This is a genomic window from Streptomyces sp. NPDC058812 (assembly GCF_042744565.1).
GTDB lineage: Bacteria > Actinomycetota > Actinomycetes > Streptomycetales > Streptomycetaceae > Streptomyces > Streptomyces thinghirensis.
The window spans coordinates 212376-235556 of the sequence record NZ_JBHYOB010000007.1; the positions used below are offsets into that span (position 1 = coordinate 212376).

Consider the following 23181-nt stretch of genomic DNA (forward strand, 5'->3'; position numbering starts at 1 on the left):
GTGATGATCTCGGCGCGCGGCTCCTGCGGCTCCTCCAAGGGGCCGTGCGGCAGCCGTGCAAGGAGCCATGTGGCAGCCGCGTAAGGAGCCGTGCGGGATATAACCCGTTGATCAGGAGGCGGAGGGACCGCTACTTTGTCCCAGCCGCCCTGTTCCACCGGGCCGGCGTCGTCGACGAGGAGGTGTGGAGCACATGCGCAGGATTGCCCGGCAGTTGAGCCCGCGTACCGACCTTTCCCAGCTCCTCACGACGGAGACACCTTGTCGCTTCGCATCACCCCACTGACCGACCCCACCCACGGGCCGCACGACCGGCGTCTCGCATGGCTGGCGTCCGACGCCGATTCCACCCCTGTGGGAACGGCATTCCTGCGCCTGTTCACCAGCGCCGGACAGGAGCACCTGGCCGAACTGTCCCTCCACGTCCACCCCGTGGAGCGACGCAAGAGCGTGGGCACGCGGCTTGTCGACGCCGCGGTGGCCGCCGCTCGCGACAACACCCGACGCCGTGTTGTCGCGCAGAGCGAGGCCGGATCGCCCGGCGACCACTTCCTGTCGGCCCGCGGCTTCCGCAAGGTCCTCACCCTGCGGTTCGCCCGCTTGCCGCTGGCAGACGTGGACGTCACTGCGCTCGACGAGATCGTCGAGCGTCCGTGCCCCGGCTACCGGCTGGTTTCCTGGCAGGGAACCGTGCCCGACGACCTGGCCCGGACGTTCGCCGCCTCACGGCGTGCCATGGACGACATGCCCATGGACGACGCCGACCACGGCATCGTGGTCTGGGACGTGGACCGGGTCAGGGCAGCGGCGAAGGCCATCGACGATCGCGGCGACCATCTGCACACCGTCGTCGCCATCGACACCTCGGACGACTCGATCGCCGGTTTCACGGAACTCGTCGTCCCCGGCGACGGCACCGGTGACGGTCAGCACTACGGCACCGGCGTGCTGCCCGAGCACCGCGGACACGGCCTGGCCCGGTGGATGAAGGCCGAGTCGATCCGACAGGCCCGCCAGAACCATCCGGAACTCGGCGGGCTGCTGACCGACACCGCCGACAGCAACACGTACATGCGACGCGTCAACGACGGTCTGGGCTACGCACCCACACACACGACGCTCCAGTACCAGCTCGATCTGTAGGGACGACGAGTAGACGGACGCGGAGGCGGGCGCGGACGGGCCGGAGCCGATCGCCGGCCACCCGAAAAGCCTCACTGAGCGACGAGTTCCCGCATCGCCTCGGCCGCCGGGGCGGCGCTCCGCGTCCGCGACGTCCGCCACAGCCACAGCACATCCCGGCCGAAGGACCACACCAGCAGCCCCAGTGCCAGCAGGACCGCCCCGGTGTTGACCGCGTGCGGCAGCAGCTCCGCGCCCGCCAGCAGCAGCAACACGCCCTGCAGCGCGGCCACCGCCTTGCGGGCCGTGCTCGGCGGCAATGGGGCGGTCAGCCACGGCCACACGCGGGCCGCGGCGACGAACACGTAGCGCATGCCGCCGATCAGCAGTACCCACGGACCCTGGTCCATCGCGACGTACACGCTGAGCACCAGGATCAGGAACGCGTCGACCTCCATGTCGAAGCGGGCGCCCAGCTGCGACGACGTGCCGGTGCGGCGGGCGACCTTGCCGTCCACGCCGTCCAGGATCAGGGCCACGGCGGTCAGGCCGACGAGCAGGGAGACCGGCGGCGCGCTGCGGAAGGAGTCCGCGACCAGGGCCGTGACCCCGCCGACCAGGGTGGCCCGGCCGAGGGTGACCCGGTTGGCCGGGCCGAACGACGGCAGCCGGGAGCGGTGCAGAGCCCGTGAGAGCACCGCCCAGGTCGCGAACGCGAACGCGAGGCCGGTCAGCCAGCCCGCCGTGCCCATCCCGATCGCCGTGCCGAGCAGCGACAGGAGCAGGATCTGCGCGCCCGCTCCCACCGCGGTCTCCTGCTGAACGGGCCTCGCGTCGTACGCGTCGTACGTGTTGTTCAGGGTCACCGAACACCCTCCGGCCGTGTGACAGAGTCGATCAACGCCGCTGCCTTGTGCGCGGCTCGTGCATCCCTCGGTACGTGGGCGGCTTCCCGATCGTTCAGGAGGACATCCGATGACAGGCATGGCACGTGCGTTCTGGCTCGAATCCCCGGGCCGGGGCGCGATCCGCGACGTCGAACTGTCCGCACCGGCGGCGGACGAGGTGTTGGTACGTACGCTCTACAGCGGCGTGAGCCGGGGCACGGAGACGCTCGTCTTCGGCGGCCGGGTGCCCGAGAACCAGTACGCGGCCATGCGCGCGCCGTTCCAGGAGGGCGACTTCCCCGGGCCGGTGAAGTACGGCTACCTCAACGTCGGCGTGGTGGAGGAGGGCCCTGCGGACCTCGTCGGGCGAACCGTCTTCTGCCTGTACCCGCACCAGACCCGGTACGTCGTCCCGGCCGCCGCCGTCACGCCGGTGCCCCCGGAGGTCCCCGCCGAGCGGGCCGTACTCGCCGGCACCGTCGAGACCGCCGTCAACGCCCTGTGGGACGCGGCGCCCCTGGTCGGCGACCGGATCGCCGTGGTCGGCGGCGGCATGGTCGGCTGCTCGGTGGCCGCACTGCTGGCCCGCTTCCCGGGCGTCCGCGTCCAGTTGGTCGACGCCGACCCGGCCCGGGCCGAGGTCGCCGAGGCTCTCGGGGTCGGCTTCGCGTCCCCCGCCGACGCCCTCGGCGGCCTCGACCTCGTCGTTCACGCCAGTGCGACGGAGGCGGGCCTCGCCCGGTCGCTGGAGCTGCTGCGGCCCGAGGGCACGGTCCTCGAACTGAGCTGGTACGGCGACCGGCGCGTCGCCCTCCCGCTCGGCGAGGCCTTCCACTCGCGGCGCCTGACCCTGCGCGGCAGCCAGGTCGGCACCGTCTCCCCGGCGCGCGGCGCCACCCGCACGTACGCCGACCGGCTCGCCCTCGCCCTCGGCCTGCTCGCCGACCCGGCGCTCGACGCGCTCGTCACCGGCGAGTCCGTGTTCACCGAACTGCCGGACGTGCTGGCGGGACTGGCCTCCGGCGAGATCCCGGCGCTGTGCCACCGGATCCGGTACCCCGGCGACTGACCCTCCAGCCGCCGGGGACGGCATCGGCGCCTGACCTTGAGAAAAGACGTACGGGCCGCTGAACAAGGGAAGGCACCGAGCCGTAATAGACGGCACCCCGCGCACCGATCGGCGGGGGATCAGACGTGCCACACCTGGAGGGTCGTCCGTTGTTCAGCATCACCGTCCGCGATCACATCATGATCGCCCACAGCTTCCGCGGCGACGTCTTCGGGCCCGCGCAGCGCCTGCACGGAGCGACGTTCCTGGTGGACGCCACCTTCCGGCGCGAGCAGCTGGACGAGGACAACATCGTCGTCGACATCGGACTGGCCACCCGGGAACTGGCCGCCGTCGTCAGCGAGCTGAACTACCGCAACCTCGACAACGAACCCGACTTCGCCGGCGTCAACACCTCCACGGAGTTCCTGGCCAAGGTCATCGCCGACCGGCTCGCCGAGCGCGTTCACAAGGGCGGGCTCGGCGAGGGGGCCAAGGGTCTGGCCGGCCTCACCGTGACCCTGCACGAGTCGCACGTCGCCTGGGCGAGTTACGAGCGTGCGCTGTGACCGACACGTCCGTCGAAACGACGACCGGTGCGACCGCCGCCGGACGCACCCGGCTCACCTACGTCCCCGCACAGACGTCCGCGCCGACTTCGGCCCCGAGGAACGGGGGGATCGTCCCCATGTCCCTGCGCTCCGTGCACTTCGTCCTGCCGGGCGGAGTCGACGACCCGGCCGCGCCGAGCGGCGGCAACGCCTACGACCGGCGGGTGCGGCTGGACCTGCCGGGCTTCGGCTGGCGGGTACGGGGTCTGCCCGTGGCCGGAGACTGGCCACGGCCGGACGGCCCCGCCCGCGCGGAACTCGCGCGCCTCCTGCGCCGGTTGCCGGACGGCGCCGTCGTCCTCCTCGACGGGCTGGTCGCCTGCGGTGTGCCGGAGATCGTGGTCCCGGAGGCCGAGCGGCTGCGCATGGCCGTCCTCGTCCACCTGCCGCTCGGCGACGAGACCGGCCTCGACCCCGCCGTGGCCGCCGAACTGGACGCGCGTGAACGCGCGGTGCTGCGGGCCGTCCCGGCCGTCGTCGCCACCAGCGACTGGGCGGTCCGGCGCCTCGTCTCCCACCACGGCCTCGACCCGGTCCGCGTCCACGTCGCCGCCCCCGGCGCCGACATCGCGCCCCTCGCGCCCGGCACCGACGGCGTCTCCCGGCTGCTGTGCGTCGCCGCCGTCACACCCCGCAAGGGCCAGCACCGGCTGGTGGAGGCCCTGGCGGCGGTCGCCGACCTGCCGTGGAGCTGCGTGTGCGTCGGCGGGCTCGGGCAGGACCCGGAGTACGTCGACCGGCTGCGGGCGCTGATCGCGCGGCACGGGTTGGAGGACCGGCTGGTTCTCGCGGGACCGCGGGCCGGCGCGGAACTGGACGCCACCTACTCCACCGCCGACCTGATGGTCCTCACCTCGTACGCCGAGACGTACGGCATGGCGGTGACGGAGGCCCTCGCGCGCGGCATCCCCGTACTGGCCACGGACGTCGGCGGCCTCCCGGAGGCGGTCGGGCGGGCTCCCGACGGCGGGGTGCCCGGCATCCTCGTCCCGCCGGAGGACCCTGTCGCGCTCGGCGCCGAACTGCGCGGCTGGTTCGGGGAAGCGGACGTACGACGCCGGCTGAAGGCCGCGGCACGCGGCCGCCGCGCCGCCCTCGACGGCTGGGCAACCACGGCCCAGAGCCTGGCCGGAGTACTGCACCGGCTGCCGAGCGAACCCCGGAGGGCGGCATGAGGAAGACCACGACACCGGCCGCGCGGGTGATCCCGGCCCAGCCCGGCCCCCAGGACGCCCCCGAGCCGGCGAACAGCGCGCTCCCGGGCGCGGGCCCGGCCGATCCGCTCACCGGCCGCCCCGAGCAGCCTTCCGTCGAGTCGCCGGCCGGCGGTCTTGGGCGGTCCTCCGTCGAGTCGCTGGCCGACTGCCTCGGACGGTTCTCCGCCGAGTCGGTCGCCGGCGGCCCTGGGCAGGCTTCCGTCGAGTCGCTGGCCGGTGGTCTTGGGCGGTCTTCCGTCGAGTCGCTGGCCGACTGCCTCGGACGGTTCTCCGCCGAGTCGGTCGCCGGCGGCCCTGGGCAGGCTTCCGTTGAGTCGCTGGCCGGTGGTCTTGGGCGGTCTTCCGTCGAGTCGCTGGCCGACTGCCTCGGACGGTCTTCCGCCGAGTCGGTCGCCGGCGGCCCTGGGCAGGCTTCCGTCGAGTCGCCGGCCGACGACCCTGGGCGGTCTTCCGCCGAGTCGGTCCCCGACGGCCCTGGGCGGCCCTCCGTCGAGTCGCTCACCGACCGCCCCGGGCTGCCCTCCGCCGAGCGCGCCACCCTCCGCCTGCGTGAGGCGGCCCCGGGGCGCCCCGGCGAACCTCCGCGCTACGCCCCCGAATGGCTACGGCTCCGCGAGCCCGCCGATGCCGCCGCGCGGGCGCGCGAGCTGCTCGACCCGCTGCGGATCCGCCTCGCCAACCTGCCGAGGCGGGCGGACGGGCTGGTCGTGCACGACGTGGGCTGCGGCACCGGATCGATGGGACGCTGGCTCGCCCCGCTGCTCGACGGCGCCCAGCACTGGGTGCTGCACGACCACGATCCCTACCTCCTGCACTTCGCCGCCGTCGCCGCCCCTCGTTCGGCCGCCGACGGCAGCCGCGTCACCGTCGAGACCCGGCGCGGCGACCTCGGCCGCCTCACCCCGGACGCGCTGGCCGGCGCCGCGCTGGTGACGGCGTCCGCGCTGCTCGACGTCCTCACCGGCGAGCAGGTCGGCACTCTCGCCGCCGCCTGCGCCTCGGCCGGCTGCCCCGCCCTGCTGACCCTCTCCGTCGCCGGGCGCGTCGACCTCACCCCCGCCCACCCTCTGGACGCCGAGATCGCCGACGCGTTCAACGCCCACCAGCGGCGGACCGGCATGCTCGGACCGGACGCGGTCACCGTGGCGGCGGAGGCCTTCGCCGAGCACGGCGCCACGGTACGGGCGCACCCCAGCCCCTGGCGGCTGGGCCCCGGCGAGGCCGCGCTCACCGCCCAGTGGCTACGGGGCTGGGTCGGCGCGGCCGTCGAACAGCGCCCGGCACTGCGCGAACCGGCCGCCCGCTACCTGGGCGAGCGTCTCGCGGCCTGCGCCGCGGGGGAGTTGCGCGTCGTCGTCCACCACACCGACCTGCTGGCCCTGTGCCGGCCGACGGGCGGGGTCTCGTGAGCGCACCGACGGCACCGGCGGGGACGGGAACCCTGCCGACGGCGGTACGCCGGGACGCGGCCGCCATCGGCGACAGCCCCCGCCGCCGCGCCCTGCGCACCCACCTCGGCATCCTCGCCGGCGTCGCCATCCTCGCCGTACTCCTGTGGCGGATGGGGACCGGTGTCTTCCTGGAAGGGCTGCGCCGGATCGACGCTCCCACGCTGCTGACAGCACTCGGGATCGGACTGGTCACCACGGTGTTCAGCGCCTGGCGCTGGGCCCTGGTGGCCCGGGGGCTGCGCATCCGGCTGCCGCTCGGGCCGGCCGTCGCCGACTACTATCGCGCGCTGTTCCTCAACGCCGCCCTCCCCGGCGGCGTACTCGGCGACGTGCACCGCGCGGTACGGCACGGACGGAGCGCCGGCGACCTGGGGCGGGGCGTGCGGGCCGTCGTCCTCGAACGGGCCGCCGGGCAAGTGGCGTTGATCGCAGTCGGAGTCGCGGTGCTGCTCACGATGGAGTCACCCGTGCGGGCCGGGACCCGGCACCTCGCACCGCTCGTGGGAATGGGCGTACTCGGCGCGCTCGCCGTCGTCCTCGCTCTGCGCATGCACCGGGCCGCCTCCCGCAGGGGGCGGGCGGCGGCCGGGGCCCTGCGGGCGACGCTCCGCGAAGCGCGCGAAGGGCTGCTGTCCCGGCGGAACCTGCCGGGGGTCGCCGTGTCGTCCGTCGTCGTACTGGCCGGGCACCTCGCGATGTTCGTCCTCGCCGCCCGGGTGGCCGGCAGCGGCGCCTCCGTCGCGGTGCTGACGCCGCTGGCCGTACTGGCGCTGCTCGCCATGGGACTGCCGCTGAACGTCGGCGGATGGGGCCCCCGGGAGGGCGTCACCGCCTGGGCGTTCGGGGCGGCCGGGCTGGGCGCGGGCACCGGGCTGGGCGTGGCCGTGGTCTACGGGGTGCTCAGCCTCGTGGCGAGCCTGCCCGGGGTCGCCGTTCTCGTGGTCCGCTGGGGCGAGGGGCTGCGCGGCCGCTCCGCCCCGCACCGCGCGCCCGACGGGCACTACCCGCGCTCACCACCGGGCGCCGTGACCGTCACCGACGTCAGCAGCGAGAAACACGCTCCGAAGGAATCCGCGAGACTCGCCAGCAGTTCCTTCCCCTTTTCCGCCGAACCCAGTGAAGGGCGCCCGATGACACCGGAATCGGTATAGGCGGACATACCGAGGGAGAGCAGATGACGCCGGTCGTCCGCGACGAAATCGGCGGCCTCGTAACCGGGCCGGACGTATTCGGGGTGCGTGTGCAGAAGAATGGAGGTCTCGATTTCCCCCGCGTGCATGTCGGTGAGCAGCGACGTGGCCACCCCCGCCCGCTCCCGAGCCGTCTCCCAGTCCTCCGCGGCCGGGAACAGCGCCATCCGTCCGCCGCGCGCGGAGGACTCCTGGACGACGTTGCCCAGCACGTAGTTTCCGCCGTGCCCGTTGACCACCACCAGGGCGTCGACGCCCGAGCGGCGCAGCGAGTCGGCTATGTCCCGCACCACCGCGTGAAGGGTCACCGAGGAGATGCTGACGGTCCCCGGCCAGTCCGCGTGCTCGTGGGAGCAGCCGATCGTCACCGGTGGGAGCAGGTGCACCGGGTACGCGGCGGCGATCTCCCGGGCGACGGCGCACGCGACGAGCGTGTCGGTCGCCAGCGGCAGGTGCGGGCCGTGCTGTTCGAAACTTCCGACCGGCAGCACCGCCACCTGTCGCGGAACCCCGCAGCCCCGCCTGCGCACGTCCTCGCTCGTGTCCGCCGGCACCAGTGAAACATCCATTCCCGCACGGCCTTTCGTCTCGGTCGAGAAACTGTTGAGCAGTCTGTTGAGGAACGCGAGAATCATGACAGAAAAAATTGGTGTACTCGGCAAGAAAGCGTCGCAGCGCACGGATGTGGAGCGGGTCGTGGTGACGCCGCTGCCCACCGTGTACGGCGAATTCCGGGCATTCGGCTATTTCGACCACGAGCGCGGTGACGAGCAAGTGGCACTGGTCCACGGCGATCCGGGCGCCGACGGCGTGCTGACCCGGCTGCACTCGGAGTGCCTGACCGGTGACGCGTTCGGTTCCCAGCACTGCGAGTGCGGCGCCCAACTCGCCCGCGCACTGCGGGAGGTGGCCGCGGCGGGCGGCGGCGTCGTGGTCTATCTGCGCGGGCACGAGGGCCGCGGCATCGGGCTGCTCGCCAAACTGCGCGCGATGGCGTTGCAGGCGGAGGGCCTCGACACGGTGGAGGCGAACCTCGCCCTCGGCCTGCCGGTGGACGCCCGCGACTACGGCGTCGCCGCCCGCATCCTGGACGACCTCGGGGTGCGGTCCGTGCGCCTGATGTCCAACAACCCGCGCAAGCGGGAGGCGTTGGTGCGCCACGGCATCGAGGTCACCGAGCAGGTGCCGCTGCTGATACCGCCGTGCGAGAGCAACATCACCTATCTGCGCACCAAGCGGGAGCGGCTCGACCACCATCTGCCCCACCTGGACGCGGTGGCGCATGTGTCGTCCTGACTCCAGGGGCCGGATCAGTCGGTGACGGCCTCGTGCACGAGCCGCTTGAGGTCCGGGTAGACCGTGTGCGAGGACTTCGGCCGTACCTGGGTCATGAACTGCACCGTCAGATCACGGCCCGGGTCGACCCAGAAGGTGGTCGTCGCCACCCCGCTCCAGCCGTACGTGCCGAGCCCGGAGGGGGCCTGGGTGCGCGTCGGGTCGATCACCACGGAGACGCCGAGGCCGAAGCCGACACCGTCGTTGCCGGGTTCGTCGTGCGCCGGGCGGCTGCCGCAGGCGCGCAGGTCGGCGCCGCCGGGCAGGTGGTTGCGGGTCATGAGGTCCACCGTCCCGGGGGAGAGCAGGCGGACACCGTCGAGTTCGCCCCGGCGCCGCAGGAGTTCCGCGAAGCGGTGCACGTCGTACGCGGACGAGACCAGGCCGCCGCTGCCCGACAGGAACCGCGGCCGGCCCCGCAGCGGCAGCCCGGGGACCGGCTCGATGCCACCGCCGTCCGTCTCGCCGTACAGTTCGGCCAGCCGGCCGGCCTGCTCGTCGGTGACGTGGAAGCCGGTGTCCGTCATGCCGAGCGGCCCGAAGACACGCTCGGCGCAGTACGTGTCGAGCGGCTGCCCGGACACCACCTCCACGAGCCGCCCCAGCACGTTGCTGGCCACCGAGTAGTTCCACTGCGTGCCCGGCTCGAACTGCAACGGCAGGCTCGCGTACAGGTCGACCGTCTCGGCCAGACCCGCGCCCGGCCGCACCGACGACTCCAGGCCGGCCGCGCGGTACAGCTCGTCGACCCGGTGGGCGTGGTAGAAGCCGAAGGTCAGCCCGGCGGTGTGGGTCATCAGATGCCGTACGAGGACCGGTCCGGCGGCCGGCCGGGTGATGACGTCGTGTGCGGACCCTCCCACGTACACCCGCGGCTCGGCGAAGGCCGGCAGGTACCGCGCCACCGGGTCGTCGAGCGACAGCCGGCCCTCCTCCACCAGCATCAGCGCGGCCACGGACGTGACCGGCTTGGTCATGGAGTAGAGCCGCCACAGCGTGTCGGCCGCCACGGGCAGCCCGGCCGCGATGTCCCGCCGGCCGTGCACCGTCAGGTGGGCGACCCGTCCGCCACGGGCGACGGCCACCAGGAACCCGGGCAGCCGGCCCTCGTCGACCTGCCGGGCGAAGTGCCGGTCGAGCCGGTCCAGCGCCTTCGGATCCAGCCCGGCCGCACCCGGGTCGACCTCCCGCCGCAGTGGTGCCGTCACCATCGCCCTCCTTGGTCGTACGTCGAGGTGGGTCCGGCATACCCCGCGCACGCGACTTCAGGCCTGATGACCCGCCGTACGCGCCGGTGTGCACCGGCGCGCCCCGCCGCGTGGCATTCCGGCACCACGGCCTCGCCGGGGAGGGCGGCGGGCAGCCGCCCGAAGGCGTCAGGCCGTCACCGTCTCCGGCTGTGCCGCCTCCGGGCGGGCACGCTCGCCGAGCTCCTCCGTCGGGACCCTGTGGGTCTCCCGGGCCGAGAGCGCGGCGACCACCGGCGGGACGCACAGCGCCGCCGTGAACAGCGACACCGCGAACCAGTCGTCGCCGTCCGGACCGGCGATCCGCCCGGCGAAGGTCACCGCGAACCCGGCCACCGCGAAGCCGATCTGGGTGCCGATCGCCACGCCGGACAGCCGGACCCGGGTGGAGAACATCTCGCCGTAGAAGGCGGGCCACACGCCGTTCGCGGCGCTGTAGACGACGCCGAAGGCGACGATGCCCGTGAGGAACGTCAGCGGGTAGGAGCCGGTCGAGATCGCCCACAGGTACAGGAACATCGTCACCGCGCTGCCCACCGCGCCGATCAGGAACACCGGACGCCGGCCGATGCGGTCGGACAGCGTCGCCCACAGCGGGATCGCGGCGAGCGCGACGACGTTGGCGAGTGCGCCCACCCACAGCATCGCGGTACGGGACATGCCGACCGAGTCACTGGTGGCGTACGCCAGCGCCCAGACCGTGAAGATCGTGCTGACCGAGGCGATGAGCGCGCCCGCGACCACCCGCAGTACGTCCGCCCAGTGGTCGCGCGCCAGCACCGCCAGCGGCATCTTCGCGACGCCCTCCGTGGCGGCCTGCTGCGCGAAGGCCGGCGTCTCGTCCAGCTTGCGGCGGATGACGTAGCCGACGATCGCGACCACGACGCTCAGCCAGAACGGCACGCGCCAGCCCCAGGCCAGCAGCTGGTCCTCGGGGAGCGCGGCGATGGGGAGGAAGACCAGCGTGGCGAGCAGTTGCCCGCCCTGGGTGCCGCTGAGGGTGAAGCTGGTGAAGAAGCCGCGTTTGTGCGGTGGGGCGTGTTCCAGCGTCATGGAGTTGGCGCTGGCCTGCTCGCCCGCCGCCGATATGCCCTGCAGGACGCGGCAGAGCACCAGCAGGACCGGGGCGAGGGTGCCGACCTGGTCGCGCGTGGGCAGACAGCCGATGAGGAACGTCGACACGCCCATCAGGATCAGCGTGAAGACCATGATCTTCTTGCGGCCCATGCGGTCGCCGATGTGGCCGAGGAAGAAGGCGCCGACCGGACGGGCGGCATACGCGACACCGAAGGTGGCCAGCGACAGCAGGGTCGCGGTGGCCGGGTCGGACTCGTCGAAGAAGACTTCCGGGAAGATCAGCGCGGCGGCGCTGCCGTAGATGAAGAAGTCGTAGTACTCGAGTGCGCTGCCGATCCAGGCGGCGGTCGCCGCCTTCTTCGGCTGGCCGGGCGGGGCGGCGCCCTGGGACGCGGGGGCGGGGACGGACACGGCGTTGCTCCTTCGGGGGGCTCCACGGTAGGCGGAGTGAGCGGAGGGGAGAAGTGCCGATCGGCTAATTAACCCACTGGATAGTTAGTCGCGGTTGGGAAGGGATGTTGCGCGCACGTTTCCCGTGTGTCAAGAGGTCCCGCCGTTCCGCCGCCGCGGCGGTCAGTCCGCCGCGCGCTCCGCCGTGAGGTAGGCGATCACCATGTCGCCGAGCATGGCCCGGTAGTGCTCGCGCTGTTCCGGGGCGACCAGGTCGCGGCCGAACAGGGCGCCGAAGGTGTGCCGGTTGGCGACCCGGAAGAAGCAGAAGGAGCTGATCATCGCGTGCAGGTCGACGGCGTCGACGTCGGCCGTGAACAGGCCGGACCGCCGCCCGTCCGCCAGGATCCGGCGGATCACGTCGAGCGCCGGCGAGCCGATGCTGGCCAGCATCTCCGAGGACGCGATGTGCTCGGCGTCGTGGATGTTCTCGATGCTCACCAGGCGGATGAAGTCGGGGTGCCGCTCGTGGTGGTCGAAGGTCACCTCCGCGAGGCGCCGGATGGCGGCCACCGGGTCCAGGTGCTCGACGTCGAGCTGCTGCTCGGCCTCCCGGATCACGCCGTACGCCCGCTCCAGCACGGCCGTGAACAGCTGCTCCTTGCCGCCGAAGTAGTAATAGATCATCCGCTTGGTGGTGCGGGTGCGGGCGGCGATCTCGTCGACGCGGGCCCCGTCGTAGCCGGCCCGGGCGAACTCGCGCGTCGCCACGTCGAGGATCTCGGCCCGGGTGCGGGCGGCGTCGCGGGTGCGCGTGGCGGCTCGTGCCGGTTCGTCGACGCTGGTCATCGGGTTCCTCCGGCTGCGGGGCAGGGACTGCGGGCTGGGGCGTGCCGGTGATTCTAGAAGGCTCGGGCTTCCCCCACGTCCCGCCCTCCTGCTATGACTAACGTACTGGTTCGTACATTGGTCGCTCGGGCAGCAGCCCGAGCCGCTCAGGAGGTCCCCGGTGGCCAAGGACTCGTATCTCGTCGGGCTGATCGGCTCCGGCATCGGCCCGTCGCTCAGCCCGGCACTGCACGAACGGGAGGCCGGCCGGCAGGGGCTGCGCTACCTGTACCGGCTGATCGACATCGACACCCTCGGTGTCCGGCCCGAGGCGGTGGGCGACCTGCTGCGCGCGGCCCGGGACCTGGGCTTCGACGGGCTGAACATCACCCACCCCTGCAAGCAGCTCGTCATCGAGCACCTGGACGCCCTCGCCCCGCAGGCCGAGGCGCTCGGCGCGGTCAACACCGTCGTCTTCGACGACACCGGCCGCGCCACCGGCCACAACACCGACGTCACCGGCTTCGCCGCCTCCTTCGCCCGCGGGCTGCCCGACGCGCCGCTGGAGCGGATCGTGCAGTTCGGCGCCGGTGGCGCGGGCGCGGCCGTCGCCCACGCCACGCTCACCCTGGGCGCCGGGCGGGTCACCGTCGTCGACGCGATGCCCGAGCGTGCCGCCACCCTCGCCGCCCAGCTGAACCGCCACTTCGGGGACGGCCGCGCCGCCCACGCCACCCCGGACCGGCTGGCCGGGCCGCTGACCCGGGCCGACGGCATCGTGCACGCCACCCCCACCGGCATGGCCGCCCACCCCGGGCTGCCGCTGCCCGCCGAACTGCTCCACCCGGGGCTGTGGATCGCCGAGGTCGTCTACCGCCCGCTGGAGACCGAGCTGCTGCGCACCGCCCGCGCGCTGGGCTGCGCCACGCTCGACGGCGGCGGCATGGCCGTCTTCCAGGCCGCGGACGCGTTCCGGCTGTTCACCGGGCGGGAACCCGACGCCGTGCGGATGCTCGCCGACATCACCGACCTGGCGGGCGCCCTCGGGGCCCCGCAGTAGGAAAGAGGTAGCCACGTGCGGACGTCCATCGCCACCGTCTCCCTCAGCGGATCCCTCACCGAGAAGCTCACGGCCGCCTCCCTGGCCGGCTTCGACGGCGTGGAGATCTTCGAGAACGACCTGCTGGCCAGCCCCCTGACCCCCGAGGAGATCCGCGCCCGCTGCGCCGACCTCGGCCTCACCATCGACCTCTACCAGCCCATGCGGGACGTCGAGGCACTGCCCGAGGACGAGTTCGCCCGCGCGCTACGACGCGCCCGGCACAAGTTCGAGCTGATGCGCAGGCTCGGCGCGGACACCGTCCTGGTCTGCTCCAGCGTCTCCCCGCACGCCGTGGACGACGACGCGCTCGCCGCCGAGCAGCTGAGCCGGCTCGCCGGCCTGGCCGAGGACCACGGCGTCCGCGTCGCCTACGAGGCGCTCGCCTGGGGCCGGCACATCAGCACCTACGACCACGCCTGGCGCGTCGTCGAGGCCGCCGGGCACCCCGCGCTCGGCACCTGCCTGGACAGCTTCCACATCCTCTCCCGGGGCAGTGACCCGGGGGGCATCGAGGACATCCCAGGAGAGAAGATCTTCTTCCTCCAGCTCGCCGACGCCCCGCTGCTCGCGATGGACGTCCTCCAGTGGAGCCGCCATTACCGCTGCTTCCCCGGCCAGGGCGGTTTCGACGTCGCCGGGCTGCTGCGGCACGTACTGCGCGCCGGTTACGACGGTCCGCTGTCCCTGGAGGTCTTCAACGACGTCTTCCGGCAGTCCGAGGCCGGCCCCACGGCCGTGGACGCCCAGCGCTCCCTGCTGACGCTCCAGGAGACGGCCGGCCTCACCGCGCCGCCCGCCCCCACTCCGCCCACCGGGGTCGCCTTCGCCGAACTGGTCACGCCCGACGCCGCACCCGTCTCGGCCGTCCTCGGCGCGCTGGGCTTCGCCCGCACCGCACGCCACCGCGGCAAACCCGTCGACCTGTGGCAGCGGGGCGACGCCCGCCTCCTGGTCAACACCGGACCGGCCGAACGCCGCGACGGCACCCGGCTGGCCGCCGTCGGCCTGGAGTCGCCCGACCCCGCCGGGGCGGCCCGCCGCGCCGAGGCCCTGCTCGCTCCGGTGCTGCCGCGCCGCCGCGCCCCCGGCGACGCCCCGCTGGAGGCGGTCGCCGCGCCCGACGGCACGGAGCTGTTCTTCTGCGCCACCAAGCGCCCCGGACTGCCCGACTGGCGGGCGGACTTCGAGGACACGGAGGCCACTGCCGAGGATGACCGGGACTGGCGCGTCGACCACCTCTCCCTCACCCAGCCCTGGCACCAGTTCGACGAGGCGGTGCTCTTCCACCGCGGCGTCCTCGGGCTGCGACCGCAGGAGAGCGTGGACGTCGCCGACCCCTACGGCCTGCTGCGCAGCCGCGCCGTCACCACCGACGACGGCGGGGTCCGCATCGTCCTGACCGTCGGCGCGGCACCCACCGACGACACCGCGCACGCCCAGCACATCGCCCTGGCCACCGACGACGTGGTCGCCGCCGCCCGCCGCTTCCGCGCCGCGGGCGGGCCGCTGCTCCCGATCCCCGGCAACTACTACGACGACCTCGCCGCCCGCTTCGAGTTCGCCGACGGCGAGCTGGAGACGTACCGGGAGCTGGGCATCCTCTACGACCGCGACGCGCACGGCACCTTCCGGCACTGCTACACGCACACCGTCGGCCGGGTCTTCTTCGAACTCGTCCAGCGGGGCGGCGGCTACCGCGGCTACGGCGCGGCCAACGCCCCGGTCCGGCTGGCCGCGCAGCACGCGGTGCGGGGGTTCACTGGCGGCTGACGGTGCGGGTGACACCGGCGACGACGGTGGTGGCCAGGATCCAGCCCATGACGATCAGGACGTAACCGAGGTACTGGTACCAGCCCTCGGGCGCGAACGCGCTCTCCTGACCGAAGGAGATCACCGGCAGCAGCAGGTCCAGCGTGTAGAACACCGGGTTGAAGTCGGGGGACTCCGCAGGCTTGAGCGGCGGCGGGTGCCGCAGGCCGTACGCGACCGAGCCGACCGCGAGCAGCGACAGCAGCCAGCCGCCGGCCCGCAGCGGACGGAAGCCGTAGCCGACGGCGGCGTCCTGGAGCAGTCCCCAGACCCGGCCGTACCAGGGCAGGGTGCGGCGGTGCCGGCGCTGCTTGGCGAGCTGGACCAGCCGGGCCGCGTCGTCGTCGCCGATCCGGCGGTAGGAGGCGGTCAACTGCTCGTAGGTGAAGGGCAGATAGCTGTCGCCGCGCTCCAGCATCGGCAGCCGCCGCTCGGCGGGCTCGTGCGGGATGAGCGACGTGTAGGTGAGGTCGTTCAGCTGGACCCAGCGCGGTACCACCTCCGGTTCGACGAACAGCACCTCCACCTGGGAGCGGCGCAGGTTGAGGGTGCCTTCCACCGTCGGGCACTGGCGCAGCCACAGTTCACCGATCACGCAACTGCTCGCGCGCAGCGCGGTTCCCCCGGGATTGACCAGGCGTGCCTGCGACAGGTCCAGCCGACCGGGTATGCGCGCACCGCGGAACTCCAGCCGGCCCCGCACCTCGGCATGCCGCATGAGCACATCGGCCTCGGCGGCGAGCGTCTCGGCCTGCAGGGCGGTGCCGTCCGGCCGGTCGAGTACCGCGTCGGTGAGATTGACCGTCCCGGCCACCCGGGCGCCGTCGAGCCGCACGGTGCCCCGGGCCCGAAGCCCCGGCGCCCACAGGTCGGCACCCAGTACCGCCTGGTTCAGCTGGAGCACCGGCCCCTCGGTGTCCGGCGCGTGGATCTCCGTGCTCTCCAGGTACAGGCTGCTGGTGATCTCCGCGCCGCCGAGCCGCACCATCCCGCCGAACCGGGCGCGGGTCAGCCGCAGTACGCCGTCCACCCGGACGGCGTGCGAGATCAGGCCGGGCAGGACGGACTCGCTCAGGTTCACCTCGCGCAGCCGGGCCGCGTAGAGCCTGGGCACGTCGTCGAAGTGGCAGTGCCGCAGCCGCACGGGGTGGTCGACCGTCGCGTACTGGAGTTCCAGCGGCCCGGTGACGCGCGCGCCCGCCAGGTTCAGCGCGGCCACCTCGCCGTCCTCCCGGGGGCCGTCCAGGAGCAGTGCCCGCAGCACACCGGCGCGTACGGTCCGTTCGGGGCCCCAGGCACCGCCGTCGGCCGGGTCCTCGTCGTCGGCGGCGCGGAAGTCCACCGCGGTGCCCGTGGCGAACGCCCGCCAGACGCGCGCCTCGGCCGGTGTCAGGTCGTTGATCTCCATCAGGGAGGGACTCTGACCCGAACCGGCCGATCACGTCAACGCGCTTTCCGTGCCGCCTACTTCTTGGCGGCCTCCACCGCGTGCCCGCCGAACTGGTTGCGCAGCGCGGCGATCATCTTCATCTGCGGCGAGTCGTCCTGCCGGGACGCGAACCGCGCGAAGAGGGAGGCCGTGATCGCGGGCAGCGGCACGGCGTTGTCGATGGCCGCCTCGACGGTCCAGCGGCCCTCGCCGGAGTCCTCCGCGTAGCCGCGCAACTCGTCGAGGTGGTGGTCCTCGTCGAGGGCGTTGACGGCCAGGTCGAGGAGCCAGGAGCGGATGACGGTGCCCTCCTGCCAGGACCGGAAGACCTCGCGGACGTTGTCCACGGAGTCGACCTTCTCCAGCAGCTCCCAGCCCTCGGCGTACGCCTGCATCATGGCGTACTCGATGCCGTTGTGGACCATCTTGGAGAAGTGCCCGGCGCCGACCTTGCCCGCGTGCACGTAGCCGTACGGGCCCTCGGGCTTGAGGGCGTCGAAGATGGGCTCGAGGTCGTCGACGACCTCCTTCTCGCCGCCGACCATCAGGGCGTAGCCGTTCTTCAGCCCCCACACGCCGCCCGAGACACCGGCGTCGACGAAGTTGATGCCGCGCTTGGCCAGCTCCTCGGCGTGCTTCTCGTCGTCCGTCCAGCGGGAGTTGCCGCCGTCGATGACGGTGTCACCGTGCCTGAGCAGGTTCGCCAGCTGGTCGATGACGTGCTGCGTGGCGGCGCCGGCCGGGACCATCACCCAGACCGCGCGCGGCCGCTCCAGTCGCTCGACCAGGTCGACCAGACTGCCGACGTCGGCCCGCTCGGGATTGGTGTCGTATCCGACGACGGTGTGGCCGGCGTTGCGCAGACGCTCGCGCATGTTGCCGCCCATCTTGCCGAGACCAACAAGACCGATCTGCATGTCAGTGCACTTCCTTCAGTTCGCGGTAGGCGGCCACCAGCGCGGCCGTGGACGGATCGAGACCGGGCACGTCAGCACCCTCGGTGAGGGCGGGCTCGACGCGCTTGGCCAGCACCTTGCCGAGCTCGACGCCCCACTGGTCGAAGGAGTCGATGTTCCAGATCGCGCCCTGGACGAACACCTTGTGCTCGTACAGCGCGATCAGCTGGCCGAGGACGGACGGGGTCAGCTCGGTGGCCAGGACGGTCGTGGTGGGGTGGTTGCCCCGGAAGGTGCGGTGCGGCACCTGCTCCTCGGGCACGCCCTCCGCCCGGACCTCCTCGGCACTCTTGCCGAAGGCCAGCGCCTGTCCCTGGGCGAAGAGGTTGGCCATCAGCAGGTCGTGCTGGGCCTTCAGCTCGTCGCTCAGTTCGGCGACGGGCCGGGCGAAGCCGATCAGGTCGGCCGGGATGAGCTTGGTGCCCTGGTGGATCAACTGGTAGTAGGCGTGCTGCCCGTTGGTGCCGGGCGTGCCCCAGACCACCGGACCGGTCTCCCACTCCACCGGACGCCCGTCGCGGTCGACCGACTTGCCGTTGGACTCCATGTCGAGCTGCTGGAGGTAGGCCGTGAACTTCGACAGGTAGTGGCTGTACGGCAGGACCGCGTGCGACTGGGCGTCGAAGAAGTTGCCGTACCAGACGCCCAGCAGGCCCAGGATCAGCGGGGCGTTGTCCGGGGCCTCGGTGTTGCGGAAGTGCTCGTCGACGATGCGGAAGCCGTCGAGCATCTCCCGGAAGCGGTCCGGGCCGATGGCGATCATCAGGGAGAGGCCGATCGCCGAGTCGTACGAGTACCGGCCGCCGACCCAGTCCCAGAACTCGAACATGTTGGCCGTGTCGATGCCGAACGCGGCGACCTTCTCGGCGTTCGTCGACAGCGCTACGAAGTGCTTGGCGACCGCCTTCTCGTCGCCCTTTGCGGCGCCGTCCAGTCCGGCCAGCAGCCACGAGCGCGCCGAGGTCGCGTTCGTGATCGTCTCGATGGTGGTGAACGTCTTGGACGCCACGATGAACAGGGTCTCCGCCGGGTCCAGGTCCCGGACCGCCTCGTGCAGGTCGGCACCGTCCACGTTCGACACGAACCGGAACGTCAGCGAGCGGTCGGTGAAGGCCCGCAGCGCCTCGTACGCCATCGCCGGACCGAGGTCGGAGCCGCCGATGCCGATGTTGACGACGTTGCGGATGCGCTTGCCGGTGTGCCCGGTCCACTCACCGGAACGGACCCGGTCGGCGAAGTCGGTCATGCGGTCCAGCACGGCGTGCACCTTGGGGACGACGTTCTCGCCGTCGACCTCGATCACCGCGTCCCGCGGGGCGCGCAGGGCGGTGTGCAGGACCGCCCGGTCCTCGGTGATGTTGATCCGCTCGCCGCGGAACATGGCGTCGCGCAGGTCGAAGACGCCGGTGGCGGCGGCGAGTTCCCGCAGCAGGGCCAGCGTGTCGTCGGTGACCAGGTTCTTGGAGTAGTCGATGCGCAGGTCACCGACGCGCACGACGTACCGCTCCGCCCGCCCGGGGTCCGAGGCGAACAACTCGCGCAGGTCCGGCTGCGGCAGCGCGTCCTTGCGGTGGTCCGCCAGCGCGGTCCACTCGGGCCGTCGGTCGAGCTTCGGGGTGTCAGACATGGACGGGGGTCTCCTTGCCGGCCTCGCCGCGCAGGGCGACGGCGTACATATCGTCCGCGTCGAGGCGCCTGAGCTCCTCGGCGATGAGTTCGGCGGTCGAGCGGACCTTGAGCGCGAGGGAGCGCGGGGGCTGGTCGGGCAGGGTCATCGTGGCGATCGGTCCCTCGGGCCGGTCGATGACGATCTCGCCGTTCGCGGTGCCGAGGCGGACGGCCGTGACGACCGGACCGTCGGTGACCACGCGGTCGACCCGGACGTGCAGCCGCGCCTCCAGCCAGCGTGCCAGCAGCTCGGCGGCCGGGTTCTCGGCCTCGGCCTCCACGGTCGCCGAGGTCACCGGCACCCGGGCCTGGTCCAGCGCCGCGGCCAGCATGGAGCGCCACAGCGTCAGCCGGGTCCAGGCGAGGTCGGTGTCGCCGGGCGTGTACGCGCGGACCCGGCGCTCCAGGACCTCCATCGGCCGCTCGACCGCGTACAGGTCGGTGATCCTGCGCTGCGCCAGCGCGCCCAGCGGGTCCCCCGCGGGGTCGTCCGGTGCCTCCACCGGCCACCACACGACGACCGGGGCGTCCGGCAGCAGCAGCGGCAGTACCACCGAGTCGGCGTGCTCGGACACCTCCCCGTACATGCGCAGCACGACCGTCTCGCCGGTGCCGGCCTCGGAGCCCACCCGGACCTCCGCGTCGAGGTGCGAGCGGGTGCGGTCGCGCAGGTTGCGGGGGTGACGCTTGATGACGACCAGGGTGCGCGAGGGATGCTCGTGCGAGGCCTCCTCGCCCGCCTTGACCGCGTCGTAGGCGTTCTCCTCGTCCGTGACGATCACCAGCGTGAGCACCATGCCCACGGCCGGGGTGCCGATGGCCCGGCGGCCCTGCACCAGCGCCTTGTTGATCTTGCTTGCCGTGGTGTCGGTCAGGTCGATCCTCATGGCCTGCGCCAGCTCCGTCCGTCTCGTGCGAGCATCTCGTCGGCTTCCCGCGGTCCCCAGCCGCCCGCGGCGTACTGCGCGGGCTTCTCGTGCGCGGCCCAGTACCCCTCGATCGGGTCGAGGATCCGCCAGGACTCTTCCACTTCCTGGTGACGGGGGAACAGGTTGGCGTCGCCCAGCAGGACGTCCAGGATCAGCCGTTCGTACGCCTCCGGGCTGGACTCCGTGAACGACTCGCCGTACGCGAAGTCCATGGACACGTCCCGGATCTCCATCGACGTGCCCGGCACCTTGGAGCCGAACCGCACCGTCATGCCCTCGTCCGGCTGGACGCGGATGACGATCGCGTTCTCGCCCAGCTCCTCCGTCGCGGTGGAGTCGAAGGGGGAGTGCGGGGCCCGCTGGAAGACGACCGCGATCTCCGTCACCCGGCGGCCCAGCCGCTTGCCGGTGCGCAGGTAGAACGGGACGCCCGCCCAGCGGCGGTTGTCGATGCCCAGCTTGATGGCCGCGTAGGTGTCGGTCGTGGAGGCCGGGTCGATGCCCTCCTCCTCCAGGTAGCCGGGCACCTGCGCGCCGCCCTGCCAGCCGCCCGCGTACTGCCCGCGCACGGTGTGCTCGCCGAGGTCGTCCGGCAGCCGCACCGCCCTCAGCACCTTCAGCTTCTCGGTGAGCAGCGACGCCGCGTCGAAGGAGGCGGGCTCCTCCATCGCGGTCAGCGCGAGCAGCTGGAGCAGGTGGTTCTGGATGACGTCGCGGGCGGCGCCGATGCCGTCGTAGTAGCCGGCCCGGCCGCCGATGCCGATGTCCTCGGCCATCGTGATCTGCACGTGGTCCACGTAGGACCGGTTCCAGATCGGCTCGTACATCTGGTTGGCGAAGCGCAGCGCCAGGATGTTCTGGACCGTCTCTTTACCCAGGTAGTGGTCGATGCGGAAGACCTGCTCCGGGTCGAAGACCTCGTGCACCAGCGCGTTCAGGTCGCGGGCGCTGCCCAGGTCGTGCCCGAACGGCTTCTCGATCACCGCGCGGCGCCAGGAGCCGTCCGGGGCGTCGGTCAGCCCGTGCTTCTTGAGCTGCTGGACGACCTTCGGGAAGAACTTCGGCGGCACCGAGAGGTAGAAGGCGTAGTTGCCGCTGGTGCCGCGGGAGGCGTCCAGCTCCTCGACGGCCTTGCGCAGCTGTTCGAACGCGTTGTCGTCGTCGAAGTCGCCGGGGATGAAGCGCATGCCCTCGGCGAGCTGCTGCCAGACCTCCTCGCGGAACGGCGTGCGCGCGTGCTCCTTGACGGCGTCGTGCACGACCTGGGCGAAGTCCTGGTTCTCCCAGTCCCGGCGGGCGAAGCCGACCAGGGAGAAGCCCGGCGGCAGCAGGCCGCGGTTGGCCAGGTCGTAGACGGCCGGCATCAGCTTCCGGCGGGAGAGGTCGCCGGTGACACCGAAGATGACCAGTCCCGACGGGCCCGCGATGCGGGGGAGGCGCCGGTCCTGGGGATCGCGCAGGGGGTTGCTCCAGTCGAGGGGCGCGACGGGCGTCACGGCCTTCGCGTCCACCGCGTCCGCCTTCGCGCCCTTGGCGGCGCCGGCCGTCCCGGACTTCTTCGCGGTCCGGGCGGACCTGGCCGTCCTGGCCGGCTTCGAGGCCTTGGCGGTCCCGGACTCATCGGCCTCCTGGGCGTGCGACGGCCCCGCGGCCTCCTGCGCCGTCCTCGACTCCTTGGCCTCCTTCGTCGCCTTGGTCTCGTGGACCGTCGTAGCGGGAAGGTCCTCGCTCATTCCCCGTCAACTCCCTTGCTGTCGAGGGACTTCGTCACGGCGTCCAGCAGGTCCTGCCAGGCCACCTCGAACTTGGCCACGCCCTCCTGCTCCAGCTGCTGCACCACCTCGTCGTACGAGATGCCGAGCCGCTCCACGGCCGCGAGGTCCGCCCGGGCCTGGGCGTAACCACCGGTGACCGTGTCGCCCTGCACGTCGCCGTGATCGGCGGCGGCGTGCAGGGTGGCCTCCGGCATCGTGTTCACGGTGCCGGGAGCGACCAGCTCCTCCACGTACAGGGTGTCCCGGAATGCCGGGTCCTTCACCCCGGTCGACGCCCACAGGGGGCGCTGGGGGTTGGCGCGGGCCCCGGCGAGGGCGGTGAAGCGGTCACCGGCGAAGACGTTCTCGTACGCCTCGTAGGCCAGCCGCGCGTTGGCCAGCGCCGCCCTCCCCTTCAGGGCGAGCGCCTCGTCCGTGCCCAGCAGCGTCAGGCGCTTGTCGATCTCGCTGTCGACGCGGGAGACGAAGAAGGAGGCGACGGAGTGGATGGCCGCGAGGTCGAGCCCGGCCGCCTGCGCCTTCTCCAGGCCGGCGAGGTAGGCGTCCATGACCTCGCGGTAGCGCTCCAGGGAGAAGATCAGCGTGACGTTGACGCTGATGCCGGCGCCGACGGCCTCGGTGATCGCCGGGAGACCGGCCTTCGTCGCCGGGATCTTGATCATCACGTTGGGGCGGTCGACGAGCCAGGCCAGCTGGCGGGCCTCGGCGATCGTGGCCCGGGTGTCGTGGGCGAGACGCGGGTCGACCTCGATGGAGACCCGGCCGTCCCGGCCGCCGGTGGCGTCGTACACGTCGCGCAGCACGTCGGCGGCGGCACGGACGTCGGCGGTGGTCATCATGCGGACCGCCTCGTCGACGGTGACGCCCCGGGTCGCCAGGTCCGCGAGCTGCTCCTCGTAGCCCTCGCCGGATCCGATGGCGGCCTGGAAGATCGACGGGTTGGTGGTGACCCCGACGACGTTCTTCGTCTCGATCAGTTCGGCGAGGTTGCCGGACTCGATCCGCCGCCGCGACAGGTCGTCCAGCCAGATGGAGACGCCCGCCTCGGACAGGCGTCGCAGCGCTCCCGCGGTCGCGGTTGCTTCGGGCACAGTGATCATCTTCTCTTTC

General features: G+C 72.5%; 19 protein-coding genes and 1 pseudogene. 9 read left to right on the plus strand and 11 right to left on the minus strand.

The annotated features are described in order from the left end of the window. Positions 1-261: 261 nt before the first annotated feature. Positions 262-1143 carry a GNAT family N-acetyltransferase gene (locus tag ACFW48_RS16680; protein ID WP_386315264.1) on the plus strand — a complete coding sequence of 294 codons (882 nt, stop codon included), beginning with the start codon at positions 262-264 and terminating at the stop codon, positions 1141-1143. A 71-nt stretch (positions 1144-1214) separates the two neighbouring features. Here ACFW48_RS16680 and ACFW48_RS16685 read toward each other — a convergent pair whose 3' ends face one another. After that, on the minus strand, positions 1215-1988 hold the full coding sequence (locus ACFW48_RS16685; RefSeq protein ID WP_386315266.1) for a CDP-alcohol phosphatidyltransferase family protein: 774 nt from the start codon (positions 1986-1988) through the stop codon (positions 1215-1217). Positions 1989-2097: 109 nt separating this feature from the next. On the opposite strand from ACFW48_RS16685, the gene ACFW48_RS16690 reads away from it, so the two are divergent. The 5 genes and pseudogenes from ACFW48_RS16690 to ACFW48_RS16710 form a co-directional block, all read left to right on the plus strand. After that, positions 2098-3078 carry a zinc-binding alcohol dehydrogenase gene (locus tag ACFW48_RS16690; protein WP_386315268.1) on the plus strand — a complete coding sequence of 327 codons (981 nt, stop codon included), beginning with the start codon at positions 2098-2100 and terminating at the stop codon, positions 3076-3078. A gap of 149 nt (positions 3079-3227) precedes the next feature. Next, positions 3228-3626, plus strand: a complete 399-nt coding sequence (locus tag ACFW48_RS16695; RefSeq protein WP_386315270.1) for a 6-pyruvoyl tetrahydropterin synthase family protein — start codon at positions 3228-3230, stop codon at positions 3624-3626. Continuing rightward, positions 3623-4843: a glycosyltransferase family 4 protein gene (locus tag ACFW48_RS16700; RefSeq protein WP_386315272.1), complete on the plus strand. Its 1221-nt coding sequence runs from the start codon at positions 3623-3625 to the stop codon at positions 4841-4843. Before ACFW48_RS16695 ends, ACFW48_RS16700 begins: the two co-directional genes overlap by 4 nt. A 395-nt stretch (positions 4844-5238) precedes the next feature. Further along, on the plus strand, positions 5239-6294 hold the full coding sequence (locus ACFW48_RS16705; RefSeq protein ID WP_386315682.1) for a hypothetical protein: 1056 nt from the start codon (positions 5239-5241) through the stop codon (positions 6292-6294). Between the two features lie 152 nt (positions 6295-6446). Next, positions 6447-7202: pseudogene (locus ACFW48_RS16710) on the plus strand (YbhN family protein); the annotation flags it as partial. Between the two features lie 134 nt (positions 7203-7336). On the opposite strand, the gene ACFW48_RS16715 reads toward ACFW48_RS16710, so the two are convergent. Beyond that, positions 7337-8095 (minus strand): creatininase family protein, encoded by a 759-nt coding sequence (locus ACFW48_RS16715; protein ID WP_386315274.1) that lies wholly within the window; start codon positions 8093-8095, stop codon positions 7337-7339. A 64-nt stretch (positions 8096-8159) separates the two neighbouring features. Between ACFW48_RS16715 and ribA the strand changes: the two genes are divergently transcribed. Then, entirely contained in the window at positions 8160-8822 is a 663-nt protein-coding gene (gene ribA, locus ACFW48_RS16720) for a GTP cyclohydrolase II (protein WP_386315275.1), read from the plus strand. A 14-nt stretch (positions 8823-8836) separates the two neighbouring features. Here ribA and ACFW48_RS16725 read toward each other — a convergent pair whose 3' ends face one another. From ACFW48_RS16725 to ACFW48_RS16735, 3 genes are all read right to left on the minus strand, one after another. Next, positions 8837-10072, minus strand: a complete 1236-nt coding sequence (locus ACFW48_RS16725) for a serine hydrolase domain-containing protein (RefSeq protein WP_386315277.1) — start codon at positions 10070-10072, stop codon at positions 8837-8839. 165 nt (positions 10073-10237) lie between these two features. Further along, complete coding sequence (locus ACFW48_RS16730; protein WP_386315279.1) at positions 10238-11596, minus strand: MFS transporter; 1359 nt, start codon at positions 11594-11596, stop codon at positions 10238-10240. 162 nt (positions 11597-11758) lie between these two features. Next, positions 11759-12424 (minus strand): TetR/AcrR family transcriptional regulator, encoded by a 666-nt coding sequence (locus ACFW48_RS16735; RefSeq protein WP_386315281.1) that lies wholly within the window; start codon positions 12422-12424, stop codon positions 11759-11761. 160 nt (positions 12425-12584) lie between these two features. On the opposite strand from ACFW48_RS16735, the gene ACFW48_RS16740 reads away from it, so the two are divergent. Continuing rightward, on the plus strand, positions 12585-13463 hold the full coding sequence (locus tag ACFW48_RS16740; protein WP_386315283.1) for a shikimate dehydrogenase: 879 nt from the start codon (positions 12585-12587) through the stop codon (positions 13461-13463). 15 nt (positions 13464-13478) lie between these two features. Continuing rightward, on the plus strand, positions 13479-15275 hold the full coding sequence (locus ACFW48_RS16745; protein WP_386315285.1) for a TIM barrel protein: 1797 nt from the start codon (positions 13479-13481) through the stop codon (positions 15273-15275). On the opposite strand, the gene ACFW48_RS16750 is transcribed toward ACFW48_RS16745, so the two are convergent. The 6 genes from ACFW48_RS16750 to tal are packed head-to-tail and all read right to left on the minus strand — an operon-like array spanning position 15262 to position 23171. Next, positions 15262-16722 (minus strand): membrane-associated oxidoreductase, encoded by a 1461-nt coding sequence (locus ACFW48_RS16750; protein WP_386315287.1) that lies wholly within the window; start codon positions 16720-16722, stop codon positions 15262-15264. The genes ACFW48_RS16745 and ACFW48_RS16750 overlap by 14 nt on opposite strands. A gap of 56 nt (positions 16723-16778) precedes the next feature. Continuing rightward, positions 16779-17660, minus strand: a complete 882-nt coding sequence (gnd, locus tag ACFW48_RS16755) for a phosphogluconate dehydrogenase (NAD(+)-dependent, decarboxylating) (protein ID WP_386315289.1) — start codon at positions 17658-17660, stop codon at positions 16779-16781. Between the two features lies 1 nt (position 17661). Next, positions 17662-19326, minus strand: coding sequence for a glucose-6-phosphate isomerase (pgi, locus tag ACFW48_RS16760; RefSeq protein ID WP_386315291.1), 1665 nt, complete (start codon positions 19324-19326; stop codon positions 17662-17664). Beyond that, complete coding sequence (gene opcA / locus ACFW48_RS16765) at positions 19319-20254, minus strand: glucose-6-phosphate dehydrogenase assembly protein OpcA (protein ID WP_386315292.1); 936 nt, start codon at positions 20252-20254, stop codon at positions 19319-19321. Before opcA ends, pgi begins: the two co-directional genes overlap by 8 nt. Next, positions 20251-22029 (minus strand): glucose-6-phosphate dehydrogenase, encoded by a 1779-nt coding sequence (zwf, locus tag ACFW48_RS16770; RefSeq protein WP_386315293.1) that lies wholly within the window; start codon positions 22027-22029, stop codon positions 20251-20253. The genes opcA and zwf overlap by 4 nt, the downstream gene beginning before the upstream one ends. Next, the gene (gene tal, locus ACFW48_RS16775) at positions 22026-23171 is read right to left on the minus strand and encodes a transaldolase (protein ID WP_386315295.1); all 1146 of its coding nucleotides are present in this window, start codon (positions 23169-23171) and stop codon (positions 22026-22028) included. Before tal ends, zwf begins: the two co-directional genes overlap by 4 nt. Positions 23172-23181: the final 10 nt, after the last annotated feature.

What these genes read in the sequence shown, in the direction of transcription:
- ACFW48_RS16690 (WP_386315268.1), top strand. Translation starts at nt 2,098, where the DNA reads ATGACAGGCATGGCACGTGCGTTCTGGCTCGAATCCCCGGGCCGGGGC.
- ACFW48_RS16715 (WP_386315274.1), bottom strand. Translation starts at nt 8,095, where the DNA reads ATGGATGTTTCACTGGTGCCGGCGGACACGAGCGAGGACGTGCGCAGG.
- ribA (WP_386315275.1), top strand. Translation starts at nt 8,160, where the DNA reads ATGACAGAAAAAATTGGTGTACTCGGCAAGAAAGCGTCGCAGCGCACG.
- ACFW48_RS16725 (WP_386315277.1), bottom strand. Translation starts at nt 10,072, where the DNA reads ATGGTGACGGCACCACTGCGGCGGGAGGTCGACCCGGGTGCGGCCGGG.
- ACFW48_RS16735 (WP_386315281.1), bottom strand. Translation starts at nt 12,424, where the DNA reads ATGACCAGCGTCGACGAACCGGCACGAGCCGCCACGCGCACCCGCGAC.
- ACFW48_RS16750 (WP_386315287.1), bottom strand. Translation starts at nt 16,722, where the DNA reads ATGGAGATCAACGACCTGACACCGGCCGAGGCGCGCGTCTGGCGGGCG.
- gnd (WP_386315289.1), bottom strand. Translation starts at nt 17,660, where the DNA reads ATGCAGATCGGTCTTGTTGGTCTCGGCAAGATGGGCGGCAACATGCGC.
- pgi (WP_386315291.1), bottom strand. Translation starts at nt 19,326, where the DNA reads ATGTCTGACACCCCGAAGCTCGACCGACGGCCCGAGTGGACCGCGCTG.
- opcA (WP_386315292.1), bottom strand. Translation starts at nt 20,254, where the DNA reads ATGAGGATCGACCTGACCGACACCACGGCAAGCAAGATCAACAAGGCG.
- zwf (WP_386315293.1), bottom strand. Translation starts at nt 22,029, where the DNA reads ATGAGCGAGGACCTTCCCGCTACGACGGTCCACGAGACCAAGGCGACG.
- tal (WP_386315295.1), bottom strand. Translation starts at nt 23,171, where the DNA reads ATGATCACTGTGCCCGAAGCAACCGCGACCGCGGGAGCGCTGCGACGC.